We start from the raw sequence: 26,653 nt of genomic DNA on the forward strand, positions 1-26,653 counted from the left end.
GTAGAAGGTCAGCAGCTCCTCGCTGCTGAGGGGTCTACACGGCAGGGGCGGGTTTGGATGCAGGGGGTGCGAAATTTTTCTGAGGCGCACGTCTTTCCATCGAATCCGAGCCGGATCGTGAAATACGAGTCGTCGATTGACGATAGACAACAGTGGTTTCGGCCATGCCCACGTACACCTCCGGGGTCATCAACTCAGGGGTATTGAATGGATCGAGAAATTCGCAGCCTGCATCCAAGGCACCGCACGGGAAGGCGCCGGCCAAACGGCTGGCAGACCGCCTGGCAACTGGGTGCAGCCCTCGCAATGTTGGCTCCCACCTTCGCCAGCGCATGCAGTCCGATCAAGGTTGCTTACGTGTACTTCGACCGAAATTCCGCCGCCGTGTCTGCCGCGCAGGTGTCGCGCGTTGCGAACTGGATCGCCGATCTTCGTGTGAGGTATCCGAATCACGGGTCCATCACACTCCATGCGTCTACCGAGCCCGGAGAGCATTCGCCCGACGGCCTGGGCATGGAACGTGCGCACAACATCGCTCGCGTTCTCCGGGACAACCTTGGGCTCGAAGAGGCAAAGGTGCGCCTCCCGGAACGAGCTCATGTACTTGCTCCTTCCTCGGTAACGAATCTGAGAGGAGAGAGGCCGCCAGGCGTTCTTGGCGTGGACATCGAATTCTTGCCTGCATGTCCCCACGAATGCCCTTGTCAAAGAGAGGATCCACTTTACAAACCACCGGCACCGCGGTGACGAAGCTCTTTGGGACCGCATGACTTCCCTCGATCGCGAGCTGACCAGCCGTAGTTCATCGGGAGCATTGCTGCGCGAACTCAGGTCCGGGGTGAAGTTTTCTATCCGAGCCAAGCGGCTTCTCATACTGACCCTGCTCACCGCTTGCGGCCACGTCGCTGCATGCCAGCGAATCATTCAGATCACTTTGACGTTTGCAGATGGTTCTGCCGAGCTCGACCAAGCCCAGATCGAGCGGCTGGCGGATTGGGTCAGTCGTGCCGACGCGATGTTTGCAGTTTATGAAAGCGCCGGCGTAGAAGCAGGCGCGACTGTCAAGTTGCCGGGCAGAACTTCGGAAGACGCGATGCGGCTCGCAAGAATGCGAGCGGACAACACGACGCGTGCGTTGAAGGCACTCTTTCCCGTGCCCATCGAAGTCGAGCAGCGTTCACATAGCGACCAAGAGAGAAAAAGTGCAGACCTTGTAGCCAACGACTTTGCGGCCATACAGCTATATCCGAACTTGAAGACCTCGAAACTACCGGGCTGCAATCCCGGTCGGCCCGATGGTTTGGAGCGTTGATGCGAGGGCTTTAGCCTACCCCTGCGTGAAGGGCCTCAGAAGTACTTAGCGATCGCAGCTGCGCTGGCGCTCGATCTTCATCGCCATCCGCTCGTTCTCGTGCTGAACGCACATGGACATGGCCATCGGCTCGAGCGATCCGCCACCGTAGGTCTTGGCGGCACTGCGTTTGCAGCCTCGATCACGCTCGGTCACCCAACGGGCAATCCTGGCTCCGAGCCAGTCCTTGCAGCCTGGCAACTGCTCTGCCTTGTTGGAGACAGCGTGCTGGAGAGCCAGGTCCGCCGCTACAGCATCGCGGTACGCACAGATGTTCATCGCATACTGGCTGGCATCGCAGTTGGAGAGGCGACCGCGCAGAGCGTCTTCGGTCAACCCGGAGCGATGCGCCAATGCAGCAAGCACCTCATCGGAGCCGGGCTGGTACTTCGCTGGCGAAGAAGACAAGGCCGCGTCCGCAACGGCGGCCGACAAGGCGAAGAACAGGAAAAAGATCGAAATCCCAGATCGCATAGCTCGCTCAAAGCGCGATAGCTTGCACTGCCGTCGGTGTTATCCGGTGCAAGCGACGCATCTTCGGATTCAAAAACTTTATCCAGCGTGAAAAATCTGGAGCCGGTTGACTTTGGTCCACAGTGTCAACACGCGCATCGCTCTACAACTCCCCGACTCAACAAGGGAGGTTTCAGGATGATGCGCAGAGTTGTCTTGGTCGGTGATCCGCCGGCCGCTGGTGGGAGGGTGCTGCCCTACGACGGCCCGATGGTCGATTTCTTCGGGCATCGGCCCGCGCTGATTGGTGGCAGGGCGTACTGCGAAGGATGCAATAGCGTTGGCATCATCGCCAAGGCGGGAGGGCCGCGGCGGCCGCAGTTCATATCGGAGATAGCGCTGGAGGGAGACGTGGTGGTATGCCACTGCCCGATACCGCAACCGCTGCTTTCCGTATCCCAGCAGTCGGCGGAGTGTGACGATGACGACTGGATTGCGGACGGAACCATGCGCAGCTTGGCGGTCATGGCTCCTGCGGAGCGCACCACAGCGGGTTTAGAAATGGCAGCCTTCAAGAAAGTTGTTGATGAGGGTGTCACGCATCCGCCGGAGGCCGAACAGACAGAGAGAATCTGCCCAAACATGACCAACAAGACCTTCGCCACCTTGATGATGAAGTTGCGAGATATGGCGGTCGACTACATCGCGAAGCAACGCCTGCCCGAACTGGAGCGCTGGGACGAGCAAGCCCAAGCCCGCGTGATGACGTGGTTTGGAATCGCCGACCAGAGCACACGCGAACATCTTCACAAAGGCTTGATTGCATGCGTTCGCGTACTTAGAGGATTGGAGCCTAAGAACTTTGTTCGCTTCACGGCAGGCGGCAAGCTACTCACCTGTGTCATGGACAACGGGGTGGGTACCGTGGCCGCGGTATGCAAGCCAGACGTCGCGACTCACACCATTGCGATTGCGCTGCCGTTTTGCGAGTTCGAGAACGACAACCGAATCATTTTCGGCACAGACAAAGTCCGCGATGGCGACTCCCGACTCCTGACCCTGATTCATGAGGTCACGCACTTCGACGACACCTTCAGCTCGAACGACACTTGGTACGGAACCGCCAAATCGAGAGGACAGGTCAACAGCCAGAATCTGCAAGCGCTTCGAGTAAATGCGGACAGCATTGCCGCTTACATACTTGGAGTCGATCCGAAAGCTTCGAAATGAAAAGACGGTGGCAAACCTTTCCGAGATACCTCTTGGCATCTCTTGCTGTTCTGCTTGCGCCAGCCACATGGGCTTGCAGCCCGAGCAGAAGCATCGGCGTCGTGTTCGAGCGGAACTCGGCGACTGTTCCGGCGAAGGAGGTTCTCAAGCTCGCCAATTGGACGGCCATGCTCCGATTGCAGTATCCGAATCGCGAGTCGCTTTTTCTTTCTACGCAAGCGGCATTCGGCGAGCACGACGCAAGCAATCTAGGTGTGAAACGCGCCAGGAATGTCGCAAGGGTGCTCAGGGAAGACTTGCAATTCGACGTGCGCGAAGTCCACTTGCCCACCAAAGGGTATGTCGCCGCCATCCCGGCCCCAGAAGGAAGCGACCTGGTGAAGCGCGTCGATATCGATTTCCTTCCAGCCTGCCCACACGAATGCCCGTGCCAAAAGGGTGACCCTCTCTACAAACCTACGGCCTCGCAAAGATGAAAGAGCAACTCGAGTCCACGCTGCCTCGCGGAAGATGGTTGTGTGCGAGCGTCGCTCTCATCTGCACTATCGCCTTCAAAGGGGCCATCGCATGTTCTTTTGGTGGGCTCGAACGCGAAGTGCAGTTCGCGCCGACCAGCACGCGCCTGGGGTCGGAACAGGTCATCTCTCTGACAAACTGGTTCATCGAGCAGAAGGACACACGCAGAGCGACGCACGGCATATACCGCGCCGACATCCTTGCGTACACGATCAAGGGCGATGCCGATTCGTCGAGAAAAGCACATCTCCGCCTTGCCGAAATCGCCGGTCTTCTGAAAACGCTCAGCGACGGGACTTCTTTTGAAGTGGAAACCCATGTCGATGAACTCGAAAACCCGCCGACAAGACGCCTCGAGCGCCTGGACAAGCTGCAAGCCACGGTTCAACCAGCTTGCGCCAAGACACGCTCATGCTGTAAGTGGATTGAAGGCCCTGCGGCATCGCTCAAGCAGCAGTGAGCGTTGCGCATTTGAAGCAGCCCAGGCTGCGCGCTCTCGATCTCAATGCGTCCGCATCAAGCTCCGAGCCGGGACACACCAGTGCCGGAGCATTTCTTCAAGGGAGGAGCAATTCGATGATCAAGGTCTGGGCACGTCTTCTGCTCAACGTGCTGATATGGTTCCTCGCGATGCCTGCAATGTTCGTGGCTGTGGGGGCGCTGAACGAACGCAAGTTCCATCTACTCTTCGAGAACATCGCTCCGATCACCGCCGCGATCCTGTTTGCCTGGGCGGTCTGGATCTATTGGCGCTTCGTTCCGAGCACCCCTCGAATCTGGCAACGCATCGGCTATCTGGCGGCCTTTCTGCTGGGCATGTATCTGCTTGGAGCCGGCGCGCTGTGGGTGACCTTCTGGATCATGCTGGTGATCCACGGCGCTTAACGGCCGCAGCCTCTGGCGCGGCATCGGGAACGACTTCGATGGGCCCGCGCACATCCGAGCTTCACCGCGCAGTCCGAGCGGGAAGAGGCAGCCGGCCAGACCGGCCGCCCGAATGAACGACGGACTCCTCGCCGCCAGCTACCTCACGCGAGGCCCGGCTTGCGCCCTTGCAGCGCTTCGCGCACCGCGCCGGCCGCGAGGTTGATGGCGTCAATGCGCGCCGTCAGCGCGTCGTTGAGCACACCGAGCAAGGCGCTCAGTTCGGTGCGGCTGGGGGTGAGCTCCTCGCTGTCGTTCAGGGCGCTGGTGTCGACGAGCTTCCTGAGCGCGGCGTAGGCGCGCATCACGTCGTTGAGGTTGTCGGCGTCGTCGCAGGCTTGTAGGGCGAGGTCGTCGAGGTTGGGGGATGTGGGGCAATCGCGAGATTGCGCCGGTGCGGGAGCAGCTTGAGCCATGAGAGGCCTCCAAGAATTTCGGTTTGCTACAACCGCCGCACCCGCTTCCAAACGAGGGCGGCAGCTCGAACGGGTTGGAAGACCGGGAAACTCTTGCAAGAAACCGGCAGGGCTCGCGCCCTCCCGTCCGAGCCGCCAAAAACTGGCGCGCGAACGAAAAAGCCGCAGACCATGTGCGGTGCGGCTTTCGTCGCAGAGTTTCAGCGGGCTTCCAAACCCGGTCGCACTTGTCAGTGCGACTGCGCGCAGTATATCGATGCCAAGCCACACGGGTCCGCGCGAGCGGATGCACAATCGTCAACAAACATTTCTCTCCGAGGAGGTGGAGATGATCTATTTGGAGATGTCTCGCGTCGCAGCTCACGGTGGCGGAGCCTGGGGTTTTCCGAATTGCGTCTGGGCTCCAACCGAAAAAACAAACGGCGGGCGATGGCCGTTTTGGGAGAAGGTGAAAGCAATCCGAGAGGGCGACATCGTTGTTCACCTGCGCGGCACGAGTCCCCAAGCCTTCTTCGTTGGCTACTCAAGAGCGAGTAGTAGCGGCTTTGAAACCACAGAACGCCCACCTGAAGCCGGCGATTGGTCTTACGCCAGCTCGTTCTACCGGGCGGACCTCGCGGACTACACGCGATTTCACAGGCCCATCAACTTGTCCTCGCTTTTTACTGAACGGCGAGAGCAGCTAGAGGCGTACTTCACAGCAAATCGATTACTTGGAAACGCAAAAAAGAAGCATCTTTTCTTCGTGAAGCAATCAGGACGCTTGCAATGCCTCAATGGTGCGTACCTTTCCGAAATTGATTCTCAACTTTTCGAAGCACTCTTCGACAACCCCGCACCGGATCAAATAGTCCAGGAGTCAACTGCAAACATCACTGTTGAGACAGGTTGGCAGTTGTCAGTTATCAAAAGCCGAATCGGCCAAGCGGAGTTCTCCAGACAATTAAAGAAACTCTACGGATATCGCTGTTGCTTTCCAGGGTGCTACGTGTCAGATCAGCGTTTTCTTGTAGCGTCTCACATCGCTCGCTGGTCAGACAATGAGATGCTGCGGGGGCACCTAGGTAATGGACTCTGCCTTTGCTTAATGCACGACAAAGCCTTTGAGCTAGGCATCTTCACCTTAGACAGCAGCCACCGCGTCCACGTCAATCCGAGAGATGTTGATATGCAGTCCGAAATTGCGGCCGAGCTATCGAAGGCAGCTGGGCAAAGCATCAACAAGGGGAATATCACCCCTTTGAGCGAAGCCCTGTTAGAGCACCAGGCTCGAGTGAATTTCAAACTCGCGATCAATGAGCCGCTCTAGGACATAAGGGAAGGGCGAATTCGATCCTTGCTTTCGAAGCAACTATTTTCTGATCTATCTGCTGTTTATCCGCAAAGATAACCGCAAGACACTCCTTCCCATCCCAGAAGGAGTGCCCTCATGCCCATCGCCCTACTGGCGCTAACCCTCAGCGCCTTCGCCATCGGAACGACAGAGTTCGTCATCGTTGGCCTCATCCCCACAGTCGCAGCCGACCTCCACATCGGCCTCCCCTCCGCCGGCCTGCTGGTCAGCCTCTACGCACTGGGCGTCGCCATCGGCGCGCCGGTGCTCACCGCGCTCACAGGCAAGCTGCCGCGCAAGGCGCTGCTGCTCGGACTGATGGCGCTATTCACGGTCGGCAATCTGCTGGCGTGGAAGGCCCCGAGCTATGAGTCGCTGATTGCCGCCCGCGTGCTCACGGGGCTGGCGCACGGGGTGTTCTTCTCCATCGGCTCGACGATTGCCACCGGCCTGGTGCCGAAGGAAAAGGCAGCGAGCGCCATCGCGATCATGTTCACGGGCCTCACGGTGGCGCTGGTCACTGGCGTGCCGCTGGGCACGTTCATCGGGCAGCACTTCGGCTGGCGCGAGACTTTCCTGGCCGTGTCGGCGCTGGGCGTTATCGCCTTCATCGGCAGTTGGGTCTTCGTGCCCTCCAACATCCGCCACACACCGCCGGCCTCGTTGGCGCAGCAGGCCAAGGTGCTGGCCGAGCCGCGCCTGTTGCTGGTGTATGCGAAGACGGCCATCGGCTATGGCGGCTCGTTCATTCCGTTCACGTTTCTCGCGCCGATCCTTACCGACGTGTCTGGCTTCAGCGCCGGCGCTGTGGGCTGGGTGATGCTGGTGTACGGCATCTCGGTGGCGGTGGGCAACATCTGGGGCGGCAAGCTGGCCGACCGCATGGGCCCGATTCCGGCGCTGAAGGTCATCTTCGCGCTGCTGGCCGCGGTGCTGCTGGTGTTCAACTTCGCGGCGCCGCACAAGTGGCTGGCCCTGCTGGCGGTGCTGATGTGGGGCGCGGTGGCTTTCGGCAACGTGCCGGGGCTGCAGGTGTATGTGGTGAAGCAGGCCGAACGCTTCACGCCGCAGGCGGTGGACGTGGCCTCGGGCCTGAACATCGCGGCTTTCAACCTGGGCATTGCCGGCGCGGCATGGGCCGGGGGGCTGATCGTGACGCACCTTGGGCTGATGCACACGCCGTGGATTGGCGCACTGGTGGTGCTTGTCTCTCTGGCCCTCACGCAGTGGAGCGGCACGCTTGATCGGCGTGCAGGCATTCCGGTTCGCGCTTCAGGGCCGGTGCCGGTCGGCCACTGAACCTCCCCTCTTTTTTTCAACGCACAAGGACAACACACATCATGAACACGAACAACAACACCATTCCCGCCTTCGGCCTCGGCACCTTCCGCCTGAAGGGCCAGGTGGTGATCGACTCGGTGAAGAACGGCCTCGACGTGGGCTACCGCGCCATCGACACGGCGCAGATCTACGGCAACGAAGCCGAGGTGGGCCAGGCCATTGCCGAAAGCGGCGTGGCCCGCAGCAGCCTCTTCATCACCACCAAGATCTGGACCGACAACTACGCCAAAGACAAGCTGGTGCCCAGCCTGAAAGACAGCCTCGCCAAGCTGCGCACAGACCATGTCGACCTCACGCTCATCCACTGGCCCTCACCCGGCAACGCAGTGCCAGTAGCCGAGTTCATGGGCGCGCTGGCCGAGGCCAAGGCACAGGGGCTCACGAAGCACATTGGCGTGTCTAACTTCAACATCGCGCTGATGAAGGAAGCCATTGCGGCCGTGGGCGCGGAGCAGATCGCAACCAACCAGATCGAGCTGCACCCGTATCTGCAGAACCGCAAGGTGGCCGAGTTCGCGAAGAGCCAGGGCATTCACATCACGTCTTACATGACGCTGGCTTACGGCAAGGTGCTGAGCGACCCGGTTGTCGAAGCGATTGCCAAGGCGCACGGCGCGACCACGGCGCAGGTGGTACTGGCGTGGGCGATGCAGCTGGGCTACGCGGTGATTCCGTCGTCCACCAAGCGCGCGAACCTCGAGGGCAACCTGAAGGCGCTGCAGCTGAAGCTGTCGGACGCCGAGATGGCGCAGATCGCGGCGCTCGAGCGCAATGAGCGCCTGACAGACCCGGCCGGTCTGTCGCCGGCCTGGGACTGAGCTCCCTTCACGCTTGCTTCCCTTCAGCCCGCGTTGCCCACGGGCCTGAACCCCCAGGCCTGCGCGCGGAACCCGGTGAAGCTGATGGGGCCGGCCACGGCGCTGGATTCCACCTTGTTGTCGGTGAGCCCGATGACCAGCGGCGCGTGCGAGTTGCTCGCCCCGAGCTTGCTCTGGATGTACCAGTAGCCAGGCTCCTCGGTGGAGAGCAGGCTCCAGAGCTGCCTGTCTGCACTGGCCAGGTCGACGGGCATCATCACGACGGGCGTGGGCACAACCGTGGAACCAGGCTGCAGCGTGAGGACGAACCCGGTGCCCATCTGCGTCTGCAGATACCACCAGCCCGGCGCCTGGGGCGAGGGAACGAACAGCCATTGCTGGTTGCCGGCCTGCGGCAGCTTGAGCGTGTAGCCGATGACCCCTGCGCCCTTGGCGGGGCTGTTGCCGTTCACGTCCAGCACGTAGTGGCCATCGGGCAGGTACTGGATGTTGTACGGACCGAGGTCCAGCTTCTCGATGGGAATCGCGGGTGAGGATACGGGTGCTGGCGCTGCAGCACCTGTTGCGGTGATCGACATCGTCGTTTCTCCTTTCCTGGAATGCGTTTTCCTGCTTGCAGGTGGTGCTCAGTGCTCAGCCGAGCGCGTGTTCGACCCAGTACTTCCGCACCAGGGCCTCGGCATACGCGGTGTCCGCGTTGGCGCCCTTGTCCTGCAGCAGCTGCAGGGCCTGCGGGTAGACCGTGTTCTCCGGCACGAAAAAGGGCAGCGTCGGGTTGATGTTGGTGTAGCGATCGCCCAGCAGCATCTTGGCCAGCATCGGCATGAGCTCGGTCGAAGTGCCATTCAGGCTCATGTCGAGCACAGGCGACGACTTCGTCTGGTTCATGAGGAACGGCGGCGAATTGTTGAAGGGGTTCGCCACGCCGTTCATCCACTGGTCGGCGCCCCACTCGTGGGTGTCGCTGGCGATCCAGTCGGGCATGTAGCCGGTGCCGATGGTGATGGCCGCGATGTCTTCAAGCGCATGGCCCGCCTTCACCGCCAGCGCAATCGCCGCGACCGTCGGGTCGTGGTTGAAGAAGCAGCCGTCGACGTTGCCTTCGAACGAGCCCAGCTGCCCCGGCATCGCACCGCTGGATGTGGCCGCCTTGGCGATCTCCACGTCGCCATGGTCGGGGATCATGTTGGTGTACATGACCGGCTGCCAGGGTATGGCCGTCTGCACCGAGTTCTTCACCTCGAGCCCGCCGACGTTGAAGGTGACGAACAGCACTTTCCTCGTGACGATGTCCTGGACCTTCGTGGTGCCATGCAGCGCGACCTGCGAGGCGTAGACCTCGTCGATGGGGTACGCGGGCCGCTTCGGGTCGGTGTTCATCTTTTCGTAGAACCCGATCTCGCCGTTCTGGCTGGTGAAGAGATCGATGAGGTCCTGCGGCGACTTGCCCGCCAACAGCTCGCTCGTGATGATCGAGCCGGTGGAGCACCCCGCGATGAGGTCGCTGTTGGCGATGATCTGCGGGTACTTCTGGTAAATCTTGTTCAGTACCGACACCGACATCAGCCCTCGTATGCCACCGCCTACGAACGAGAGGATGGTGAATTTCTGCGTTTCCGCCATAGCCAACTCCTTTCAAGAGAAATGATTTCCATGAAATGACTTCCCGGCCGGGGAAGCGGAGTCTGGGCGCCTCGGGCGTTTGCCGCTACGAGTGGAATCCCGTTCAATCCAACTCTGTAATTCCGCAAACCGCGCAAGCTTTCGCAATGAAACCTTGCGCGGCAAAACTTGCTGCGAAGGTAGTCGTCTTCACGCCGCGGTCTCGCAAATCGAATCGAGCGCGTACCTTAGTTCGCGCTCTTCTTCCGGGGTCATCGCGAGCGCGAGGTTGCGGAATTCGGACTGGTAGCAAGGCAGCATCAATACGGCGGTAAGTGTGTGAACGCCGCTGCCACACGCGATGTGGTCGTGGCATGCGATGACGCTGCGATAGGTTTCGAGTGCGCGTGCGACGCGGGGTGAGGTTTGGCTTTCGGTGCCTTCTTCGCTTCTCGTGAAGATCATTGCCAGCTCCTTGCTGCGGCGCGCTTCGCGTGGCGCCGTGGGAGCACTCTATTCAGAGGAGCGCACAGCGGGGAGTAACAACATCGTCGTGAATCCTGAAGACCGTGATTTGGCTGCAAGGCGCATGAGTGCGATCATGCGCGGCACACAAACGAGGAGGTTCGCGTGGATCAAGGAGTCCGGAGGGTGTTCGTGCTTGCGCGCCCGGTGCGCGCTGCGTTGTCGGTTCCCCTGCTTGCGGCCGCGGTGCTGCTCGCGGCCTGCGGTGGTGGCGGCGGAGGTGGTGGTGGAGGCGGTGCGGTCCTGCCCATCGTCGTGGCACCTCCTCCTGCCAGTGGCGGCGGCAACCCGGGCAGCGGCAGCGGCTATCCGCATGCGTCCGAGGCCATCGGCACGGTCCGCCAGATCTACGACGGAACCCTGTCTCCAGAACTCGCCGTCAACACATACCGCAACACCGACCGGCTGTTCCCGACACGGACGATCGAGCCCGGCGGCACACCCTTCGCGCTGCCTGCGGCCGCCTCCCAGTTGACCCAGCTGAGCTTCTCGACTGGCGGCGCGACCTACAGCATGGCCGACTTCATGGCCGCCAACCGCGTGGCCGGCTTGCTGATCCTGAAGGACGGCAAGATCGCCAATGAAACCTACCAGTACGGCAACACGCAGAAGACCCGCTGGATGTCCATGTCGGTGGCCAAGTCGATCACGTCGACACTGGTCGGCCTGGCGGTAAAGGACGGCTACATCGCCAGCCTCGACGACCAGGTGGTCAAGTACGTGCCCCGGTTGGCGGGGACCGCCTACGATGGCGTCACGGTACGCAATGTGCTGATGATGGCCTCGGGCGTGAAATGGAACGAGACCTACACCGACCCTGCATCCGATCGCCGTCAGTTGCTGGAGGCACAGCTCAGCCAGAAGCCGGGTTCGGCCATGGACCTCATGAGCAAACTGCCTCGCGTGGCCACACCGGGCTCCGTGTACAACTACAGCACCGGTGAAGCGCGGGTGACCGGCGAGATCGTCTACAACGCGGTCAAGAAGCCGCTGGCGCAGTACCTGTCCGAGAAGGTCTGGTCGAAGTTCGGCATGGAAGCACAGGCCAACTGGTGGCTGGACTCGCCGGACGGCATCGAGTTCGCGGCCGGCGGCATCAGCGCGACCTTGCGCGACTACGGGCGCTTCGGCATGTTCGTCATGAACGACGGCTTTGCCGCCGGGCAGCAACTGCTGCCCACGGGATGGGTCTCGGAAGCGGGCTCTCCCAAGGTGCTGAGCACCGGCACCGCGTCGGACTACGGCTACATGTGGTGGATACCCACCAACAAGAGCAGCCAGTCCGCGGTGGACGGCGCATTCTTCGCGGTCGGGATCATGGGTCAGCAGATCTACATCAACCGCAAGGAAAAGGTCGTGATCGTCGTCTGGGGAGCACAAACCAACCCGACGGCGACCGGCATTCCAGCGGTTCCGTTCTTCGATGCGGTCGTGAACGCGCTCAAGACATAGGCGCCGCAGGTACGTCAGGCAGCCCTGCGCGGCGCGGCCCACGCCGCCAGGATTCGCACGGCTTCGCCATCCATCTTCTGCTCGGCGGGCAGCCGGCGCCGCTCGAACGGCGCGCCTGCCTCGATGCGCAGCGCCTCCACATCGATCGGATGCCGCGCTGCCACGGTCACTCCTTCAAACGCCTCGCCGGACTGCGCGAGCGAAGCCGCGTAGTAAAGCTTCGCAATACCCGCGATGTGCATCGCCGCCACGCACATCGCACAGGGCTCGCACGAGGTGTAGAGCTCGCAGCCCGACAGGTTCACGGTGCCTAGCTTGCGGCAAGCATCGCGGATGGCCTCGACCTCGCCGTGCGAGGTAGGGTCATGGTGCGCGACGGAGTGGTTGAAGCCTTCGCCGACGATCACGCCGTCCTTCACGACGACGGCGCCGAAGGGCTCGGTGCCGGGCTCCTGCAGAGCCTGGGCAGAAAGGGCCAGCGCCCGCTGCATGAAGTGTTCCTGGTACATCCTGTTCAGACCTTTCTGGTGGCCGCGCCGTCCAGCGCGGTGAGAGATGGTGCACCGGAATGCGCGGCGCGCGAATCGAACAGGCCCGCGGTAGCGGCGGCATAGCGACGCGGATCGAAACGCAGCATGAGCGGCAGCAGCGCCACCACCACCGCTGCGAGGTAGGCCCATGCGAGCGTGAAGCCGCCGATGTGCTCGCGCACCCAGCCGGTGACGAAGGGCGCGAGCGCGGCGATCATGAAGCCGACGCCTTGCATGAAGCCCGCAAGCGCGCCGGCCTGCGCCGGGTCGGGCAGGTGATCGAGCGCGAGCACCATGCACAGCGAGAACGCGCCGCCGAGGCCGAAGCCCAGCACGACAGCCACGGCTACGGCTGGCACTGGCAGTTCGAAGCTCAACGCGCAGAAGCCTGCGAGCTGCGCGACCAACATGAGCACCAGCCAGGGGCGCAGATCACGGCCGCGACTGCGGGCGATGGTTGGCATCGCGAGTGCTGAAACCACCTGCGCGGCGGTCATCAGCGCGAGCACCGATCCGCCCTGCTGCGCGGTCCATCCTTGTTGTGCATAGAAGTGCGGCAGCCACGCGACGAGGCTGGTGTAGCCGCCGTTGATGAGGCCGAAGCACGCGGCCAGCAGCCATGCACGGCGGCTGGCGAAGCAGCGCAGCCACGAGAGGCCCTGCCTTGGCGCGTCGGCAGTGAATTCCATGCGCCGCATGTTAAGCCAGTACAGCAGCGCGAAGACGGCGAGCAGCGACCAGATCGACAGGCCCGCATGCCAGTCGGGCTGCGCGCCGCCGAATGCGTGCGCCACCCACGGGCTGGCCATGGCGCCGAGGCCGCCGCCGCCCATGATGGCGGCGGAGTACAGCCCCGTCATCACGCCGATGCGCGCCGGATACGCCTGCTTCACCACGCCGGGCATCAGCGCCTGCACCAGGCCCACGCCGGCGCCGGCGAGCGCGGCGCTCCACAGCAGAGCTGCCGCGCCACCAGCCACGTATCGGCTTGCGCAAGCCAGGGCGATGGCCGCCAGCCCGAGCGCGACGCCGCCGCGGGCGCCGATGCGCTGGCCGACCGCCGCGCCCAAGAGCGAAGTGGCGCCCATCGCGAACATCGGCAGCACGGTGAGCAGCGCCACCGCATGGAAGCCGATGCCGGTCGCGAGGCGGATGGGTTCGAGCAGCGGGCTGCTCGAAGTGAGAAAGGCGCGCAGGTTCAGCGCCACCAGCACGATGACGATCGCGAAGGCGATGCCTCCGTCACGACTGCGCCCAGCCCTCACAGAGACGCCACATCCGCCAGCAGCACGCCGTTGCGCGCCACGATGCAACCGCCTGCCACCACCAGCTTGCGCACGGGGCGCGAGACCACGGCGTGCGCGACGGTCTGCGCGTCGACCAGCACCAGGTCGGCGCGGCAGCCCGCTTCGAGCCCGTAGGCTTCGAAGCCGCAGCCGCGCGCGCCCGAGTGGGTGACGGTGTCGAGCGCCACGGCGATCTCGTCGTCGCGGCGCAGGTTGTAGCGCAGGCCGATGATCATGGCGCGCTCCAGCATGTCGGGGTTGCCGTAGGGCGACCAGGTATCGCGGATGCCGTCGTTGCCGCCGAGCACGGTCACGCCGGCCTGCCTGCAGGCGATGAGCGGCGGCACGGTGCGCGAAGGCGGCGCGCTGGTGACGAGCACCACGCCGAGCTTGGCCATTCGCGCGAGCAGCGTCTCGCGCTCGCGTTCGCTCACGTCGCCGAGGCAGAAGCCATGGCTGATGGCCACCTTGCCCTGCATGCCCAGCGCTTCTGTGCGCTGCAGGATCAGGTCGAGCGAGAAGGCGCCCATGGCGCCAGGCTCGTGCAGGTGGATGTCGATCGGGCGCTGGTGCCTGTGGGCGATGCCGAACAGCACGTCGAGCGACTTGACCGGGTCGCCGTCGATGGCGCAGGGGTCGAGGCCGCCGAGCACGTCGGCGCCCATCGCCAGCGACTGGTCGAGCAGCTCGGCCGTGCCGCGCCGGCCAAGCAGGCCCGACTGCGGGAACGCGACGATCTGGATCTGCTGCAGCTTGCGCAGCGCCTCGCGCGTGCGGATGGTGCCTTCGAGATGGCGCAGGCCGGCCTGGGTGTCGACGTCGACGTGCGTGCGCAGCCGCGTGGTGCCGAGCGCGAGGAATGCCTTGGCCAGCACCAACGACTGCGCGGCCGCGTCGTGCCCGCTGGCGTGGCGGAAGGCGCGCTCGTTCTCGATCTTGTCGATGAGGTTCGTGCCGACTTCGTTGCGGTACCAGTCCATGCCCCACATGGTCTTGTCGAGGTGGGTGTGGCCTTCGACGAGGCCGGGCAGCAGCAAGGCGCCGTGGCCTTCCTCGACGGCCGCGCCGGCCGGAGCGGCAAGCTCCGGGCCGATCGCGGCGATGCGGTCGTCCTGCACCAGCACGTCGACGGGGGAGGCGCCCAAGGGGCGCACGTTGCGGATCAGGAGCGATGGCATGTGGGGCGGTCCGTTTCTCTATCTTTGTCTGGGCATCAAGCCGGTTGGGCGGCGATGGCGCGGCGGGTCGTGTTCGGGGTGAGCAGCGCCACCACGACGAACACCAGCGCATTCGTCGCCAGCGCCACGAGCCCGGTGTTGAGCGACTTGAACACGACCGGCGCGGCCGGGAACAGCGTACCCAGGTTGGAGCCGGTGGTCATCATGAAGCCGAGCACCGCGCCACCCGCCAGGATGCCGGCGAAGGCCGCATGCCTGTTGCCGAAGGGCTTCTTCATGAGGCTGAAAAGCAGCGAGGGCAGCAACTGCGTGAGCAGGCTCGAAGCGAAGATGGCCACCGACACGATGGTGGTGCCGCCGCGCAGCACGAAGTAGACCGCCACCAGCGCGAACACCGGCAGCACGCCGCGCGCCACGCGCGACACCTGCCTGTCGGTGGCGTTGGGCGCGAAGCCTTCCTTGTAGACGTTCTTGCCGATCACGGTGGATGCTGTGAGCAAAATCATCGAGCCCGGCACGAGCGCGGTGAGCACGCCGGTGCCGCCGATCACGCCGACGAACCACGGGTCGAAGGTGTGCTTCACCAGGCCGAAGAGGGCCAGGTCGACGTCGGAGCCCTTGAGCCCCGGCACCTGCAGGATGGCCGCGAAGCCCACGAGGAACAGGAAGGCGATGACCACCTGGTAAAGCGGCATCAGGATGGTGTTGCGGCGCACCGCGCTCGCGCTCTTGGCGGCGTACACCGAGGTGAGGTTGAACGGGTAGAGGTAATAGCCCAGCGCCGTCAGCAGGATGGTCGAGTTGTACCAGGTGAGGTTCAGGCCCTCTTTCGGGAACTCGAAGAAGCTGGGGTTCGCCGCCTGGATGGCGGTGAACATCGGCGTGACGCCGCCGTAGTAGTGCCACGGCAGGTAGATGCCGAGGAACACGGCGAGCGCGAGGATGAGGATGTCCTTCACGATGGCGATGCTGGCCGAGCCGTGGATGCCCGAGAACAGGATGTAGCTGACCATGACCAGCGTGCCGATCCAGATCGCCACCTGCGGCGCGATGGAGCCGTACGAGGCCTCCGACACGATGATGCCGAGCCCGCGCAGCTGGATGGTGAGCAGCGCGACCATGCCCATGAGCGCCACGATGGACACCAGCACGCCCAGCGCGCGGCTGTCGTACTTGTGAGCGAAGAAGTCCGAGAACGACACCAGCTTGTTCGCCGTGGCGTAGCGCCAGATGGCCGGCAGCATCCAGAAGGCCATCAGGTAGGCCAGGCCGCCGTAGGCCAGGATGTAGAAGGCCGGCGTGCCCTTGCTGTAAGACCAGCCGCTCGCGCCCAGGAAGGTGAAGGTGGAGAACGACTCGCCTGCCATCAGCAGGAACACCATGATGGCGCCCAGCCCGCGCCCGCCGAGCGCCCATTGCTCCAGGCTCATGGTGCGGCCGCGCCGCGCGAGCACGGCGAGCGCCAGCGCGCCGACGACGAACAGGGCAATGATGCCGAGTGCCGCGTTCATCGCGCGTCTCCAGTGGAAGAAGAAGGCGCGTCGATGTCGCCTTCGGCGCGGTCGATGACCACCATGATCAGCGAGGTCAGCACCAGCCAGCTGACGTTCCACACCATCAGGAAGGGCATGCCGAGCACGAAGGTGGGGGCGACGGAGGACAGCCATCCTCCGCTGAAGAAGGCGGCGACCGGCAGTGCGGCAAGCCATTTGGCGGATTTCATGGAGGCCTCGATTCTTGTCTCGGGTTGGGATTTTCTGTGATTTTGGTTAACCATAAAAATTAATTTGGTTAACCAAACGGAGGCGGATGGTACGGAGCACACGGGGCCGAGTCAATCCGGGGGCTTTCCCTGAGGGGTGGCACGCAGGCAATAATCCGGCTGCCTATGCCCTCCGCCGCCCGCAAATCCCCAGCGACCGCCCCCTCCCCCGAACTCACGGAAGCCGACGACGCGAACGTGGACGAACGCGTCTACGGCGCCGTCTCCAAGGCCTTGCTCAGCGGCAAGCTGCGCCCCGGCACGCCGCTGCGCGAACGCGCGCTGGCCGAGGCGCTGGGCTGCACGCGCGGCGCGGTGCGCAAGGCGCTGGCGCGGCTGGGCTCGGAAAAGCGGCTGGTGCTGGAACACAACCGTGGCGCCTTCGTGCCCAACCCCTCCATCGACGACATGCGCGGCATCTACCGCGCGCGCCGCATCGTGGAAGCGGGGCTGGTGACCACGCTCTTCGGCAATCTCTCGCGCGAGCAGGTGGCCTCGCTGCGCAAGCACGTGCAGGCGGAGCAGAAGGCCTTCAAGGAAGGCCGGCGCGAGGACGCGGTCCGGCTGGCGGGCGACTTCCACCTGCTGCTTGCGGAGATGGCGCGGAGCGAGGAGCTGCTGTCGTACATCAGGCGGCTGATTTCGAACACCGAGCTCTACAAGGCGCTGTACGACTCCGCCGAGGCAGCGAGCTGCGCACCGCGCGAGCATGAGCAGATCATCGAGGCGCTGGCCACGGGCAAGTCGCTCGACAAGGCATTGGAAGTGGCGCTGGAGCACCTCGACGAGCTGGAGCAGCGCGTGATCGCGGGCGCTGCGGCCGAGCAGGAAGTGGACCTGGCGACGCTGCTGAACGGCGGCACGAGCGGCAGCAAGCCGCACGCGCACGAGCACTGACAGCGCGCTGGGGCATCCACGCTTCGCCCGCGGCCGAAGTGTGGCGGCGCCGGCGGGGGAATGATCGGCGCACCATGCACGCATCCACACCCTCCTGCATCGACAAGCCCCGCGCCAACCCGGCCTTCGAATGGGCGCTGCTCGCGGTGCTCGCCACCTGCTGGGGCGCTTCGTACACCTTCATCAAGATCGGCGTGGCGACGATCCCGCCCGTCACGCTGATCGCGGCGCGCACGCTCATTGCCGGCTTGCTGCTGCTCGCGGTGCTTCGCATGCGCGGCGTGAAGCTGCCGAAGGAGCCCGCGACGTGGGGCCGCTTCGTGCTGCAGGCCTGCCTGAACAGCGTGCTGCCGTTCACGCTCATCGCGTGGGCGGAGCGCAGCGTCGATGCAGGCTTGGCGACCATCCTCAACTCGACATCGCCGATCTTCATCTTCCTGCTGGGGCTGGGCCTCGGCGGCTCCGACAGGCCCACGCTGCGCCGCCTGTTCGGCGTGGGTGCGGGCCTCGCGGGTATCTGCCTGATCGTGGGCTTCGAGGCGCTGAACGGGCTCGGGCATTCGCTGCTCGCGCAACTCGCCCTGGTGGCGGCCTCCGTCTGCTACGGTTGCGCCGCGATGTTCGGCCGCGTGTTCAAGGGCCTGGACCCGATGGTGCCAGCCGCCGGTTCGCTGCTGAGTGGCGCGGCCATGCTGCTGCCCGTGAGCATCCTTGTCGACAGGCCGTGGACGCTTGCGCCATCGGCCGCGTCGATGGCAGCGGTGCTGGCGCTCGCGGTGCTCTCCACGGCGCTGGCCTTCACGATCTACTTCCGGCTCATCAGGACGCTGGGGCCGATGTCGACCGCCGCGCAGGCCTATCTGCGCGTGCCCGTCGGGGTGCTGATCGGCGTGGCGTTCCTGGGCGAGCGGCTGGCGCCCACGGCGTGGGCCGGGCTGGCGTGCGTGGTGGCGGGAGTCGTCGCGATGACGATGCCCGCGCGCCGCCTCATTCGGCCTTGATGCCTCCCTTCGTGACGATCGCGCCGAACTTTGTCTCCTCGGTCTTCAGGAACGCGGCGAATTCCTTCGGGCCGATACCGATGGGGGTGACGCCGCCGTCCTCGAAATTCTTTCGCACGCCGGGGTTCGCCAGAACCTGAACCAGCGCGGCGTTCACCTGCTCGACGATTTGCGGCGGTGTTCCCCTGGGCGCGAAGATGCCCTGCCACACGGACACGTTCGCACCGCGCCATGCCGGCACGCTCGCCAGCGGCAGTGCCTCGGGCATGGCTGCCGAGGGCTTGTCCGACATCACGCCGTACACGCGCAGCTTTCCCGCCCGTGCGTGCTGCATCACCATGGACAGGGGCAGCACGGCAAGATCCAGCTGGTTGCCGCTGAGGTCGCTGATGATCTGCACGCCTGTGCGGTAGGGCACATGCACGACGTCGACGCCACCCTGCTGCTTGAGCAGCTCGCCGCCCAGGTGCAGCGAGGTGCCGACGCCGGAGCTGGCGTAGCTGTACTTGCCGGGCGCCGACTTCAGCTCAGCGTACAGCGCTTCGGTCGTCTTCGGCTGCATCGCCGGCTTGCCCACCAGCGCCAGAGGCTGGGAGCCCAGCAGGGTGACGGGCACCAGGTCAGCCAGGCCGTCGTAGCGCACGGTGGAGGGCGTGACCATCTTCGCGATGACGACGGTGCTCTCGACCGACAGAAGCAGGGTGTAGCCGTCAGGCCTGGCGCGCACCGCCTTCTCGGTGCCGATGACGCCTCCGGCGCCAGAGACGTTTTCGATGATCACCGGCTGGCCGAGGCGCGTGGACAGCTCGGGTCCGATCCACCGTGCCATGACGTCCACATTGCCGCCGGCGCTGTAGGGCACGATGAGGGTGATGGCGTGCGCGGGCCATGCGCCCTCGGCCGTGGCCGGCGGTGCCGAGGCCACGAATGCGGCGAGTGCGAGTGCCGCGAGCAGTCTGCGGCGGCGGGTTCGTTCAGCTGTTGCGGGTCGCATCACGGTTCCTTGCTTTCGGCTTCGATTGATTTCGGGGGCTCATTGCGTTGCGGCCGGCGTGCCTTCGAGCACGGCGATCTCCCGCTCGAACTCGGCGCGCAGCGCCCGCCTGGCCGGTTCGTCGAGCCAGCAGGCGTCCACCCCCGCAAGGCTGAAGGCGCGCGCCTGCTCCCATCCCCAGCCGCAGCCTTCCAGCACGGTGGCGTAGGAGTGCGCGAGGTCGGTGTGGAACATGGCGGGGTCGTCGGTGTTGAGGGTGACGGGCAGGCCGGCATCGACCATGCGCTTCACCCCCTCGATGCGCTGGCGCTGGCGCCGCACCACGCTGGTGACGCCGCAGACGCAGAAGTACACGCCACGCCCGCGGGCGCGCCGCAGGGCGTCGTCGCTGGCCAGAAGGTTGTAGCCATGGTCGAGCCGGTCGCAGCCCAGGAGCTCGATGCATGCGTCCACGTTGGAGGGCGGCGCCTCCTCCAGCGTCTGGTTGTCTTCGCAGACATGGGCTGTGCGCCGCAGGCCGGCGCGGCCGGCACGCTGGAACAGGGCCGCGAACTTCGCCGGAGGACCTTCGCGTTCGGGGCCGTCCAGGCCCACGCCGACGACCGTGTCGGAACGAAGGCCGACGATGTCGTCCATCGCGCGCTCGGCGCTGTCCAGCGGCAGGCCGCGGTCGAGAGAGGCGATCAGCAGGCCGGAGCAGCCGAAGTCGCGCTGCGCCGCCTGCAGCCCGGCGGCCAGGCCCTCGACCTGCACCCGGTACGTCACCCCGGTGGGCATGAAGTACTGCGGGTTGAAAGACATCTCGACATGGCGCGCGTTGCTGCTGCGCGCCGCGTCCTCCACGGCTTCGTAGGCCACGCATTCGAAGTCCTCGCTGGTGCGCACCGCCTGCGCGGCGATGCGCAGCACATCGATGAAGTCGTAGAAGTCGCGGTAGGTGTAGAGCGTCTCGACCGGTCTCGGCAGGGGCAGGTCGTACTTGCTCGCGAGCCGGGCGAGGGTTGCCGGGCGCAGGGTGCCGGCCATGTGGAAGTGCAGGTCGACCTTGGGAAGCCGGGCGACCCGGGCAAGCAGCCCGGGCGAGAGCGGCGCGGAGGAAACGGCGTGGGACATGGGCGGCGCGGTGTCGGTTGGATTGGAATGTGTGCCGCCACCTTATCCACGGCCGCCGGTGCCGCCCAGCGCCGCGATGTGCAGCAGGTTATGACGCCGCTGTCATGACCTGGGGCGCTGGGCCAGTTCGCGGGCGGCTGCAATCAGCTCGCCGCGCATCCACGCCATGGCCCGGTTCTTGTGCGTTCGTTCGTGCCAGACCAGGCGGTAGCGGTGCGGCTTGATCCTGGCGGGGAACGGCACGAGCGCCAGCGGGTACTGCTCCGCAAAGTCTTCGGCCAGCAGCCGCCCGGTCGAGAAGATGAGGTCGGAGCGCGCGAGGATCGCGGGCGCCATGCCGAGAAACTGGGTACGCATCGCCGTGTGCACCGAAACGCCGAGTTCCGCGAGCTGCACATCCACGATGGAGCCCTGTCCCGGGACGTGCTCCAGCGAGGACAGGTGCCGCGCGCGGCGGTAGTCGTCCAGCGTCATCGGCCGGCCCGCCAGCGGATGGTCCCTGCGCATCAGGCACACCATGGGTTCGGTCAGCAGGCTCGCCGCGCGCAGGTGGCCCGGCAGTTCGGGCCAGATGGAGATGACCATGTCGACCTCGCCGTCCGCGAGTTGCCGGTAGTGCTCGAAGTGGGACCCCAGCCCGCGCACGACCACATCGCATTCGGGCGCCTGCCGGCCCACGCGTTCGACGATGTCCGCGAAGAAGCGCCGCGGCAGGAAGTCGTAGGTTGCGATGCGAAAGCTCTGGCGAAGCTCGCGGGGTTCGACGGGCCCGGCCTCCGAAGTGAGCAGCGACATGTCGGCCAGGATGCGCCGGGTGGGCGCGACGAGAGCCTGCGCCCGCTCGGTGAGCACCATGCGGTTGCCCACCCGTATCAACAGTTCGTCGCCCGTCAGCTGGCGCAGCACCTTGAGGTGGCGGCTCAGCGCGGATTGCGCGACGCCCAACTTCGCCGCCGCCTGCGAGACGCTGGCCTCGGCCAGCAGGGCATGGAGCGAACGCAACAGCGGTTCGTCCAGCCGACGGTCATGTTCGCCAGTTTCCAGGGACACGGTGTTCACGCTGAAGAGGTGATTGGAGGGCGCCGGTTCGACGTGCCAGGCGCGGCGCGTCCGATTCTGCCCGCAAGCGGCGGCAACGCCAGGCCACGGCACTTTGCGAATTTTTTGCACCGCACCGTGCGTTCTTTATACGGCCTTGAGATGCTGCCTTCTACGCTCGCGGTCTCCTCAATTCGCGAGCTTCTTTCGAAGCCTCTTCCCGATGAACAGATCGATCCGCGCCGTGTCGACGGCGCTCGCCCTCCCTGCCCTGGCTGCCACCGTCATTGCATCGCCCGGTGCCGCGTTCGCGCAAGCGAGCCCGGACGCAGCGGCGGCACCGGCCCTCACGGGCAACGTCTCGCTCACCACGAACTACAAGTTCCGCGGCCAGGACCAGGACATGATCGGCAAGAACGACTACGCCAAGACCAAGGGCTTCAAGCCGGCCATCCAGGGCGGCCTGGACTACGCCTTCGGCGACAGCGGCTTCTACGTGGGCAACTGGAACTCCAGCGTCAACTGGCTCAAGGGCAACAGCATCGAGATGGACGTGTACGGCGGCTACAAGTTCAAGGCCGGCCCGCTGGACATGGACGTCGGTGCGCTCACCTACATCTATCCGGGCAACTCGTCGGGCAACACCACCGAGCTGTACGTCGGCGCCACCTACGCGAACGACAGCTTCGGCTCCTTCACCGCCAAGTACTCGCACACCGTGTCGAAGGACTACTTCGGCTACGCGGGCAACAAGGCCGGCTCGGGCCTGAAGGGCACGAACACGGGCTACCTGAACCTGTCGTACAGCAAGGAGATCGTGCCCAAGGTCACGCTGAAGGCCGCCGTGGGCTTCACCAACATGTCCAGCGACATCCGCAGCCTGGGCTACAAGAGCTACGTCGACTACAACATCGGCGCGAGCTACGACTTCGGCAACGGCCTGTCGCTGACCGGCTCGGTCCAGGGCGCCAACAAGAAGAACTCGTACCTCGCCGTGAGCAACCCGGGCGTGGACTACGGCTTCGGCACCTTCGGCACGACCTACTACTCGCCGAACAAGGCGCGCTTCATCCTCACGCTGACGAAGACGCTCTGATCGGCAGCGCACTCGTGCCGGCACCGACCCGACAGCGTGCTCCGTGCGCAGGGCGTCGGGTGCTCCCCGCAGCGAAATAAAGGAGGAGGCCGCAGGCCGGGGGACATTCGCGGAGGGGAGTACCCGGCGGCCTGTGCACGCGCCCTGAACGCAACCGTCAATCGATGCTGATGTTCGCCGCCTTCGCAACCTCGGCCCACTTCACACGGTTGTCGTGCACGGTCTTCTTGAACTGTGCCGGCGACTCGATGCGCACGGTGTTGCCCTGGCTCTCGAAGCGCTCGCGGATCTCGGGGGTCTCCAGCACGGCCTTCACGGCGGCGTTGAGCTTGTCGACGATCTGCGGGTCGGTGCCCTTGGGCGCGAAGATGCCGAACCAGATCGAGCTGTCGAAGCCCTTGGTACCGGGCAGGCCGCTCGACGCGATGGTGGGCACCTCCTTCACCGCGGGCACTGCCGCCGCGGTGGTCACGCCCAGCAGGCGCACCTTGCCGGCCTTGTAGTGCGGCAGCACGGTCTGCACCTGGTTCATGATGCAGCAGGTCTCGCCGCGCACCACCGAGGTGATGGCCTCGGGGCCGCCCTTGTACGGCACGTGCACCATCGTCAGGCCCAGGCGCGAGTTGAACTCGGCAAAGGCCATGTGCGTGCCGGCGCCGTTGCCTGTAGACGCATAGTTGTACTTGCCGGGGTTGGCCTTGACCAGCTCGACGAATTCCTTCAAGGTCTTGACGTTGATCACGTCGGGATTGATGGTGAGCACGTTCGACACGTCGAGCACCGGGGCCACCGGCACGAAGTCGGCCTCCACGTCGAAGGGCAGCTTCTTGTAGAGCGCGGCGTTGCTGCCGTGGGTGGCGGCGGTGCCGAACGAGAGTGTGTAGCCGTCGGGCTTCGAATGGGCCACGTAGTCGCTGGCGATGTTGCCGGCAGCGCCCGACTTGTAGTCGATGATCACCGGCTTGCCCAATTGCCTGGCCAGCGGCTCCTGGATGGCGCGGGCCACCACGTCCACGCCCGAGCCGGCCGGGAATCCCATGATCAGCGTGACGGGTTGCTGCGGCCAGTCGTGCGCGGCGTGCTGGGCGAAGGCGGCGGGCGCCGCAAACGAAGCCGCTGCCAGCAGCAACGTGTGGCGAGCGAATCGGGTGAATGGAGAATGAGCCATGGCAGTCTTTCGGTCGTTCAGTCTTTTGTCTTCAATGCAGACGGTGCAGCCGCGCATTGTGGCGCGCGGCTGATGTCCGATTCCATATGAGCTTATGCGCGACATGCAGGTATCGCGCCTGCTCCCGATAATCGACCCATGGTCCGTTCCACCCAACAACTACACGCCCCACGCGAGCCCGCGCCCCTGCGCCCGGCCGCCACGGTGCTGCTGCTGCGCGACAGCGCCGCCGGCATCGAAGTGCTCATGACCCGCCGTTCCGCCACCGCCAGCTTCGCGCCCGGTGCCTACGTGTTTCCCGGCGGCCACATCGACGAAGCCGACGAGGCCGCCAAGCGCATCGCCACGCGCCGCCCCACGCAAAGCCGCGTGCAGCGCACGCAGGCCATCGCCGCCATCCGCGAGGCCTTCGAGGAGCTGGGCATCCTGCTCGCGCACCGCCAGGCCGACGGGCTGCCCGTGAGTGCCGACGAGGTGGCAGCGATGGACCGCCGCGACACCGCCGGCACCGCCTTCGCCGACCAGTGCGCCGCGCGCGGCCTGGTGCTCGACTCCGACCGCGTCTTCACCTTCGCGCACTGGATGACCGACCGCGACCTGCCCCGCCGCTTCGACGTGCCCTTTCTGGTGGCGCGCATGCCCGAGGGACAGGTGCCCACGGCCGACGAGAGCGAGCAGTTCGAGCCCTGCTGGGTGCGCCCCGCCGATGCGCTCGCGCGCCACGAGGCCGGCAGCTTCTTCATGATCTTCCCGACCGTGCGCACGCTGCAGCGCATGGCCACCTATGCCACCGTCGACGCATTGCTCGCCGCCTGCGCCGGCGAGGCGCCGCTGTGGACCAGTTGCCCGCGCGCCGGCCTGCTCAAGGGCGAGGACGCGCGCTACATGGAGCACGAATCGCCGTACGGCGAGCTCGCCCTGGTGTGCCCCGACGGCCAGGTGCTGCACGCGCTCGACTGGCAGAGCGCAACCCCGGTGCCATTGCTGAAGAACGTGATGCGCCTGACAGCGCCCAACGCCAGCATCATGACCGGCCCCGGCACCAACAGCTACATCGTGGGCGATGCGGCCACGGGCTACATCGTGATCGACCCGGGCCCGAACGACTTCGACCACATCGGCCGGCTGTGGCGCGCCACGCATGGCGACATCCGCATGATCGTCTGCACGCACTCGCATGCCGACCACTCGCCGGGCGCGGCACCGCTGCAGGCGCTGTGCAAGAACGGCAGCAAGCCGCCGATCCTCGGGCTGGCATCGAAGCCCACGGCGCGCGCCACCGCCCGCTTCGCGCCCGAGCGTGAGCTGGCCGACGGCGAACGCCTCGTGCTCTCGGGCACCACCGAATCGGGAGAGGCCGTCACGCACACGCTGCGCGTGATCCACACGCCCGGCCATGCGGCCAACCATCTGTGCCTGGTGCTGGAGGAAGACGGCCTGCTGCTTTCCGGCGATCACATCCTCAACGGCAGCACCACCGTGATCGATCCGCCCGATGGCGACATGACGGCCTACCTCGATTCGCTGGACATGCTCGATGCGGCCTGCGAGGCCGGCGGCATCGGGTTCATCCTGCCCGCGCACGGCTACGTGATCGGCTTCGCGCGCACCGCCATCGGCATGCTGAAGGCGCACCGCCTGAAGCGCGAGGCCAAGATCGCCGCCGCGATGCGGAAGCTGCCCGAAGGCACGCCCGACGACTGGCTGCCGCTGGCCTACGACGACGTGCCGGAGCGCATGTGGCCGGTGGCTGCGCGTTCGCTGGCCGCGCACGTGGCGCGTATCCGTCAACTGGCGGCCCGATGAACGCGAGCGCTCCCGCCGAAGACGAAGGCATCCGCCTCGCCAAGCGCGTGGCCGCGCTCGCCGGCGTATCCCGCCGCGAAGCCGAGCTGCTGATAGAGAACGGCGCGGTGCGCGTGGATGGCGTGCCGCAGATGCTGCCCCAGTCGCGCGTGCTGCCGCACCAGCAGGTCGAGATCGAGGCCGGCGCCAGGCCCGAGCCCGTGGTGCCCGTCACACTTCTTCTGTACAAGCCTGCCGGCATGGCTACCGACACCGCGCACCGCCTGCTGATCGCCGGAAACCACCACGAACCCGAGCGCGCCGGACTGCGCTTCCTGCCGGCGCATGCGAAAGGCCAGCGCTGCATGACGCCGCTGGAAACAGGCGCCAGCGGGCTGGTCGCGTTCACGCAGGAATTCCGCATCGAACGCAAGCTGCAGGAAGACGCCGCCATCCTCGAGCACGAAGTGATGGTGGACGTGGCCGGCCCGGTGAGCCCAGAGGTGCTGGCGCGGCTCGAACGCTCGCCGGCGCGCGTGAGCATCGGCCGGCAGACCGACGAGCAGACCGGCCTGCGCTTCGCGCTCAAGGGCGCGCGGCCGGGGCAGATCGCCCACATCTGCGACGGCGTGAACCTGCGCATCCTGGCGATGCGGCGCATCCGCATCGGCCGCGTGCCGCTGGCGGGGCTTCAGCCGGGCCAGTGGCGCTACCTTGCACCCCACGAACGCTTCTGAAAACAACAGCAAGAACGAAGAAGAAGAAAAGCCGTCGAGAAGAGAAGACAGAGGACGACAACGACGATGCACCGCATTCATGCGGCCCGCAATTTTCAGCCCGCGGC

At 65.2% G+C, this 26,653-nt stretch carries 28 protein-coding genes; 14 read left to right on the plus strand and 14 right to left on the minus strand.

Annotated elements, in window-relative coordinates; all coding sequences use genetic code 11:
- The first annotated feature begins 766 nt into the window (after window positions 1-766).
- Window positions 767-1,312 carry a hypothetical protein gene (locus tag AC1VNX_RS29795; RefSeq protein WP_483161143.1) on the plus strand — a complete coding sequence of 182 codons (546 nt, stop codon included), beginning with the start codon at window positions 767-769 and terminating at the stop codon, window positions 1,310-1,312.
- Between the two features lie 45 nt (window positions 1,313-1,357).
- On the opposite strand, the gene AC1VNX_RS29800 is transcribed toward AC1VNX_RS29795, so the two are convergent.
- Window positions 1,358-1,825: a lysozyme inhibitor LprI family protein gene (locus AC1VNX_RS29800; RefSeq protein WP_483161144.1), complete on the minus strand. Its 468-nt coding sequence runs from the start codon at window positions 1,823-1,825 to the stop codon at window positions 1,358-1,360.
- Between the two features lie 177 nt (window positions 1,826-2,002).
- On the opposite strand from AC1VNX_RS29800, the gene AC1VNX_RS29805 reads away from it, so the two are divergent.
- The 4 genes from AC1VNX_RS29805 to AC1VNX_RS29820 all read left to right on the plus strand — a co-directional run bounded on the left by AC1VNX_RS29805 (window position 2,003) and on the right by AC1VNX_RS29820 (window position 4,435).
- Window positions 2,003-3,034 (plus strand): M35 family metalloendopeptidase, encoded by a 1,032-nt coding sequence (locus tag AC1VNX_RS29805; protein WP_483161145.1) that lies wholly within the window; start codon window positions 2,003-2,005, stop codon window positions 3,032-3,034.
- 101 nt (window positions 3,035-3,135) lie between these two features.
- The gene (locus AC1VNX_RS29810; protein ID WP_483161146.1) at window positions 3,136-3,510 is read left to right on the plus strand and encodes a hypothetical protein; all 375 of its coding nucleotides are present in this window, start codon (window positions 3,136-3,138) and stop codon (window positions 3,508-3,510) included.
- Window positions 3,507-4,010, plus strand: a complete 504-nt coding sequence (locus tag AC1VNX_RS29815) for a hypothetical protein (protein WP_483161147.1) — start codon at window positions 3,507-3,509, stop codon at window positions 4,008-4,010. The genes AC1VNX_RS29810 and AC1VNX_RS29815 overlap by 4 nt, the downstream gene beginning before the upstream one ends.
- Window positions 4,011-4,126: 116 nt before the next feature.
- Complete coding sequence (locus tag AC1VNX_RS29820) at window positions 4,127-4,435, plus strand: hypothetical protein (RefSeq protein WP_483161148.1); 309 nt, start codon at window positions 4,127-4,129, stop codon at window positions 4,433-4,435.
- Between the two features lie 143 nt (window positions 4,436-4,578).
- Here AC1VNX_RS29820 and AC1VNX_RS29825 read toward each other — a convergent pair whose 3' ends face one another.
- The gene (locus AC1VNX_RS29825; protein WP_483161149.1) at window positions 4,579-4,890 is read right to left on the minus strand and encodes a hypothetical protein; all 312 of its coding nucleotides are present in this window, start codon (window positions 4,888-4,890) and stop codon (window positions 4,579-4,581) included.
- A gap of 328 nt (window positions 4,891-5,218) precedes the next feature.
- Between AC1VNX_RS29825 and AC1VNX_RS29830 the strand changes: the two genes are divergently transcribed.
- The 3 genes from AC1VNX_RS29830 (at window position 5,219) to dkgB (ending at window position 8,382) form a co-directional block, all read left to right on the plus strand.
- Window positions 5,219-6,199: an HNH endonuclease gene (locus tag AC1VNX_RS29830; RefSeq protein ID WP_483161150.1), complete on the plus strand. Its 981-nt coding sequence runs from the start codon at window positions 5,219-5,221 to the stop codon at window positions 6,197-6,199.
- Window positions 6,200-6,319: 120 nt separating this feature from the next.
- The gene (locus tag AC1VNX_RS29835; RefSeq protein ID WP_483161151.1) at window positions 6,320-7,522 is read left to right on the plus strand and encodes an MFS transporter; all 1,203 of its coding nucleotides are present in this window, start codon (window positions 6,320-6,322) and stop codon (window positions 7,520-7,522) included.
- Between the two features lie 41 nt (window positions 7,523-7,563).
- Window positions 7,564-8,382 carry a 2,5-didehydrogluconate reductase DkgB gene (dkgB, locus tag AC1VNX_RS29840; RefSeq protein ID WP_483161152.1) on the plus strand — a complete coding sequence of 273 codons (819 nt, stop codon included), beginning with the start codon at window positions 7,564-7,566 and terminating at the stop codon, window positions 8,380-8,382.
- Window positions 8,383-8,405: 23 nt separating this feature from the next.
- Here the strand turns inward: dkgB and AC1VNX_RS29845 are convergent, their stop codons facing one another.
- The 3 genes from AC1VNX_RS29845 to AC1VNX_RS29855 form a co-directional block, all read right to left on the minus strand.
- Window positions 8,406-8,960, minus strand: coding sequence for an RICIN domain-containing protein (locus AC1VNX_RS29845; RefSeq protein WP_483161153.1), 555 nt, complete (start codon window positions 8,958-8,960; stop codon window positions 8,406-8,408).
- Window positions 8,961-9,015: 55 nt separating this feature from the next.
- Window positions 9,016-10,005, minus strand: a complete 990-nt coding sequence (locus AC1VNX_RS29850) for a patatin-like phospholipase family protein (protein WP_483161155.1) — start codon at window positions 10,003-10,005, stop codon at window positions 9,016-9,018.
- A gap of 189 nt (window positions 10,006-10,194) precedes the next feature.
- The gene (locus AC1VNX_RS29855; RefSeq protein WP_483161156.1) at window positions 10,195-10,449 is read right to left on the minus strand and encodes a hypothetical protein; all 255 of its coding nucleotides are present in this window, start codon (window positions 10,447-10,449) and stop codon (window positions 10,195-10,197) included.
- Window positions 10,450-10,635: 186 nt separating this feature from the next.
- On the opposite strand from AC1VNX_RS29855, the gene AC1VNX_RS29860 reads away from it, so the two are divergent.
- Window positions 10,636-11,961 carry a serine hydrolase domain-containing protein gene (locus tag AC1VNX_RS29860; protein ID WP_483161157.1) on the plus strand — a complete coding sequence of 442 codons (1,326 nt, stop codon included), beginning with the start codon at window positions 10,636-10,638 and terminating at the stop codon, window positions 11,959-11,961.
- A 14-nt stretch (window positions 11,962-11,975) separates the two neighbouring features.
- Here the strand turns inward: AC1VNX_RS29860 and AC1VNX_RS29865 are convergent, their stop codons facing one another.
- From AC1VNX_RS29865 to AC1VNX_RS29885, 5 genes are read right to left on the minus strand one after another with little or no spacing between them, the layout of a single operon-like run.
- Window positions 11,976-12,470 carry a nucleoside deaminase gene (locus AC1VNX_RS29865; protein ID WP_483161158.1) on the minus strand — a complete coding sequence of 165 codons (495 nt, stop codon included), beginning with the start codon at window positions 12,468-12,470 and terminating at the stop codon, window positions 11,976-11,978.
- Between the two features lie 5 nt (window positions 12,471-12,475).
- Window positions 12,476-13,756, minus strand: coding sequence for a cyanate transporter (locus AC1VNX_RS29870; protein WP_483161159.1), 1,281 nt, complete (start codon window positions 13,754-13,756; stop codon window positions 12,476-12,478).
- Window positions 13,753-14,955: an amidohydrolase family protein gene (locus AC1VNX_RS29875; protein ID WP_483161160.1), complete on the minus strand. Its 1,203-nt coding sequence runs from the start codon at window positions 14,953-14,955 to the stop codon at window positions 13,753-13,755. The genes AC1VNX_RS29870 and AC1VNX_RS29875 overlap by 4 nt, the downstream gene beginning before the upstream one ends.
- Before the next feature lie 35 nt (window positions 14,956-14,990).
- Window positions 14,991-16,466, minus strand: a complete 1,476-nt coding sequence (locus AC1VNX_RS29880) for a sodium:solute symporter family protein (protein WP_483161161.1) — start codon at window positions 16,464-16,466, stop codon at window positions 14,991-14,993.
- Complete coding sequence (locus AC1VNX_RS29885) at window positions 16,463-16,678, minus strand: DUF3311 domain-containing protein (RefSeq protein WP_483161162.1); 216 nt, start codon at window positions 16,676-16,678, stop codon at window positions 16,463-16,465. The genes AC1VNX_RS29880 and AC1VNX_RS29885 overlap by 4 nt, the downstream gene beginning before the upstream one ends.
- A 165-nt stretch (window positions 16,679-16,843) precedes the next feature.
- Here AC1VNX_RS29885 and AC1VNX_RS29890 point away from each other — a divergent pair, with 165 nt between their 5' ends.
- Window positions 16,844-17,614, plus strand: coding sequence for a GntR family transcriptional regulator (locus AC1VNX_RS29890; RefSeq protein ID WP_483161163.1), 771 nt, complete (start codon window positions 16,844-16,846; stop codon window positions 17,612-17,614).
- Window positions 17,615-17,688: 74 nt separating this feature from the next.
- The gene (locus tag AC1VNX_RS29895; protein WP_483161164.1) at window positions 17,689-18,615 is read left to right on the plus strand and encodes a DMT family transporter; all 927 of its coding nucleotides are present in this window, start codon (window positions 17,689-17,691) and stop codon (window positions 18,613-18,615) included.
- Here the strand turns inward: AC1VNX_RS29895 and AC1VNX_RS29900 are convergent.
- The 3 genes from AC1VNX_RS29900 to AC1VNX_RS29910 all read right to left on the minus strand — a co-directional run bounded on the left by AC1VNX_RS29900 (window position 18,602) and on the right by AC1VNX_RS29910 (window position 21,781).
- The gene (locus tag AC1VNX_RS29900) at window positions 18,602-19,609 is read right to left on the minus strand and encodes a Bug family tripartite tricarboxylate transporter substrate binding protein (protein WP_483161165.1); all 1,008 of its coding nucleotides are present in this window, start codon (window positions 19,607-19,609) and stop codon (window positions 18,602-18,604) included. The genes AC1VNX_RS29895 and AC1VNX_RS29900 overlap by 14 nt on opposite strands.
- Window positions 19,610-19,648: 39 nt before the next feature.
- A complete protein-coding gene (gene add, locus AC1VNX_RS29905; protein ID WP_483161166.1) occupies window positions 19,649-20,722 on the minus strand; it encodes an adenosine deaminase in 1,074 nt (357 codons plus the stop codon).
- A 102-nt stretch (window positions 20,723-20,824) separates the two neighbouring features.
- Window positions 20,825-21,781, minus strand: a complete 957-nt coding sequence (locus tag AC1VNX_RS29910) for a LysR family transcriptional regulator (RefSeq protein ID WP_483161167.1) — start codon at window positions 21,779-21,781, stop codon at window positions 20,825-20,827.
- Window positions 21,782-21,983: 202 nt separating this feature from the next.
- On the opposite strand from AC1VNX_RS29910, the gene AC1VNX_RS29915 reads away from it, so the two are divergent.
- Window positions 21,984-22,856 carry a TorF family putative porin gene (locus AC1VNX_RS29915; protein WP_483161168.1) on the plus strand — a complete coding sequence of 291 codons (873 nt, stop codon included), beginning with the start codon at window positions 21,984-21,986 and terminating at the stop codon, window positions 22,854-22,856.
- A gap of 157 nt (window positions 22,857-23,013) precedes the next feature.
- On the opposite strand, the gene AC1VNX_RS29920 is transcribed toward AC1VNX_RS29915, so the two are convergent.
- Complete coding sequence (locus AC1VNX_RS29920; protein WP_483161169.1) at window positions 23,014-24,024, minus strand: Bug family tripartite tricarboxylate transporter substrate binding protein; 1,011 nt, start codon at window positions 24,022-24,024, stop codon at window positions 23,014-23,016.
- 138 nt (window positions 24,025-24,162) lie between these two features.
- On the opposite strand from AC1VNX_RS29920, the gene AC1VNX_RS29925 reads away from it, so the two are divergent.
- Complete coding sequence (locus AC1VNX_RS29925) at window positions 24,163-25,830, plus strand: MBL fold metallo-hydrolase (protein WP_483161170.1); 1,668 nt, start codon at window positions 24,163-24,165, stop codon at window positions 25,828-25,830.
- The gene (locus AC1VNX_RS29930; protein ID WP_483161171.1) at window positions 25,827-26,546 is read left to right on the plus strand and encodes an RNA pseudouridine synthase; all 720 of its coding nucleotides are present in this window, start codon (window positions 25,827-25,829) and stop codon (window positions 26,544-26,546) included. The genes AC1VNX_RS29925 and AC1VNX_RS29930 overlap by 4 nt, the downstream gene beginning before the upstream one ends.
- Window positions 26,547-26,653 lie beyond the last annotated feature (107 nt).

Source organism: Variovorax sp. TLI9-5A, from assembly GCF_056867935.1.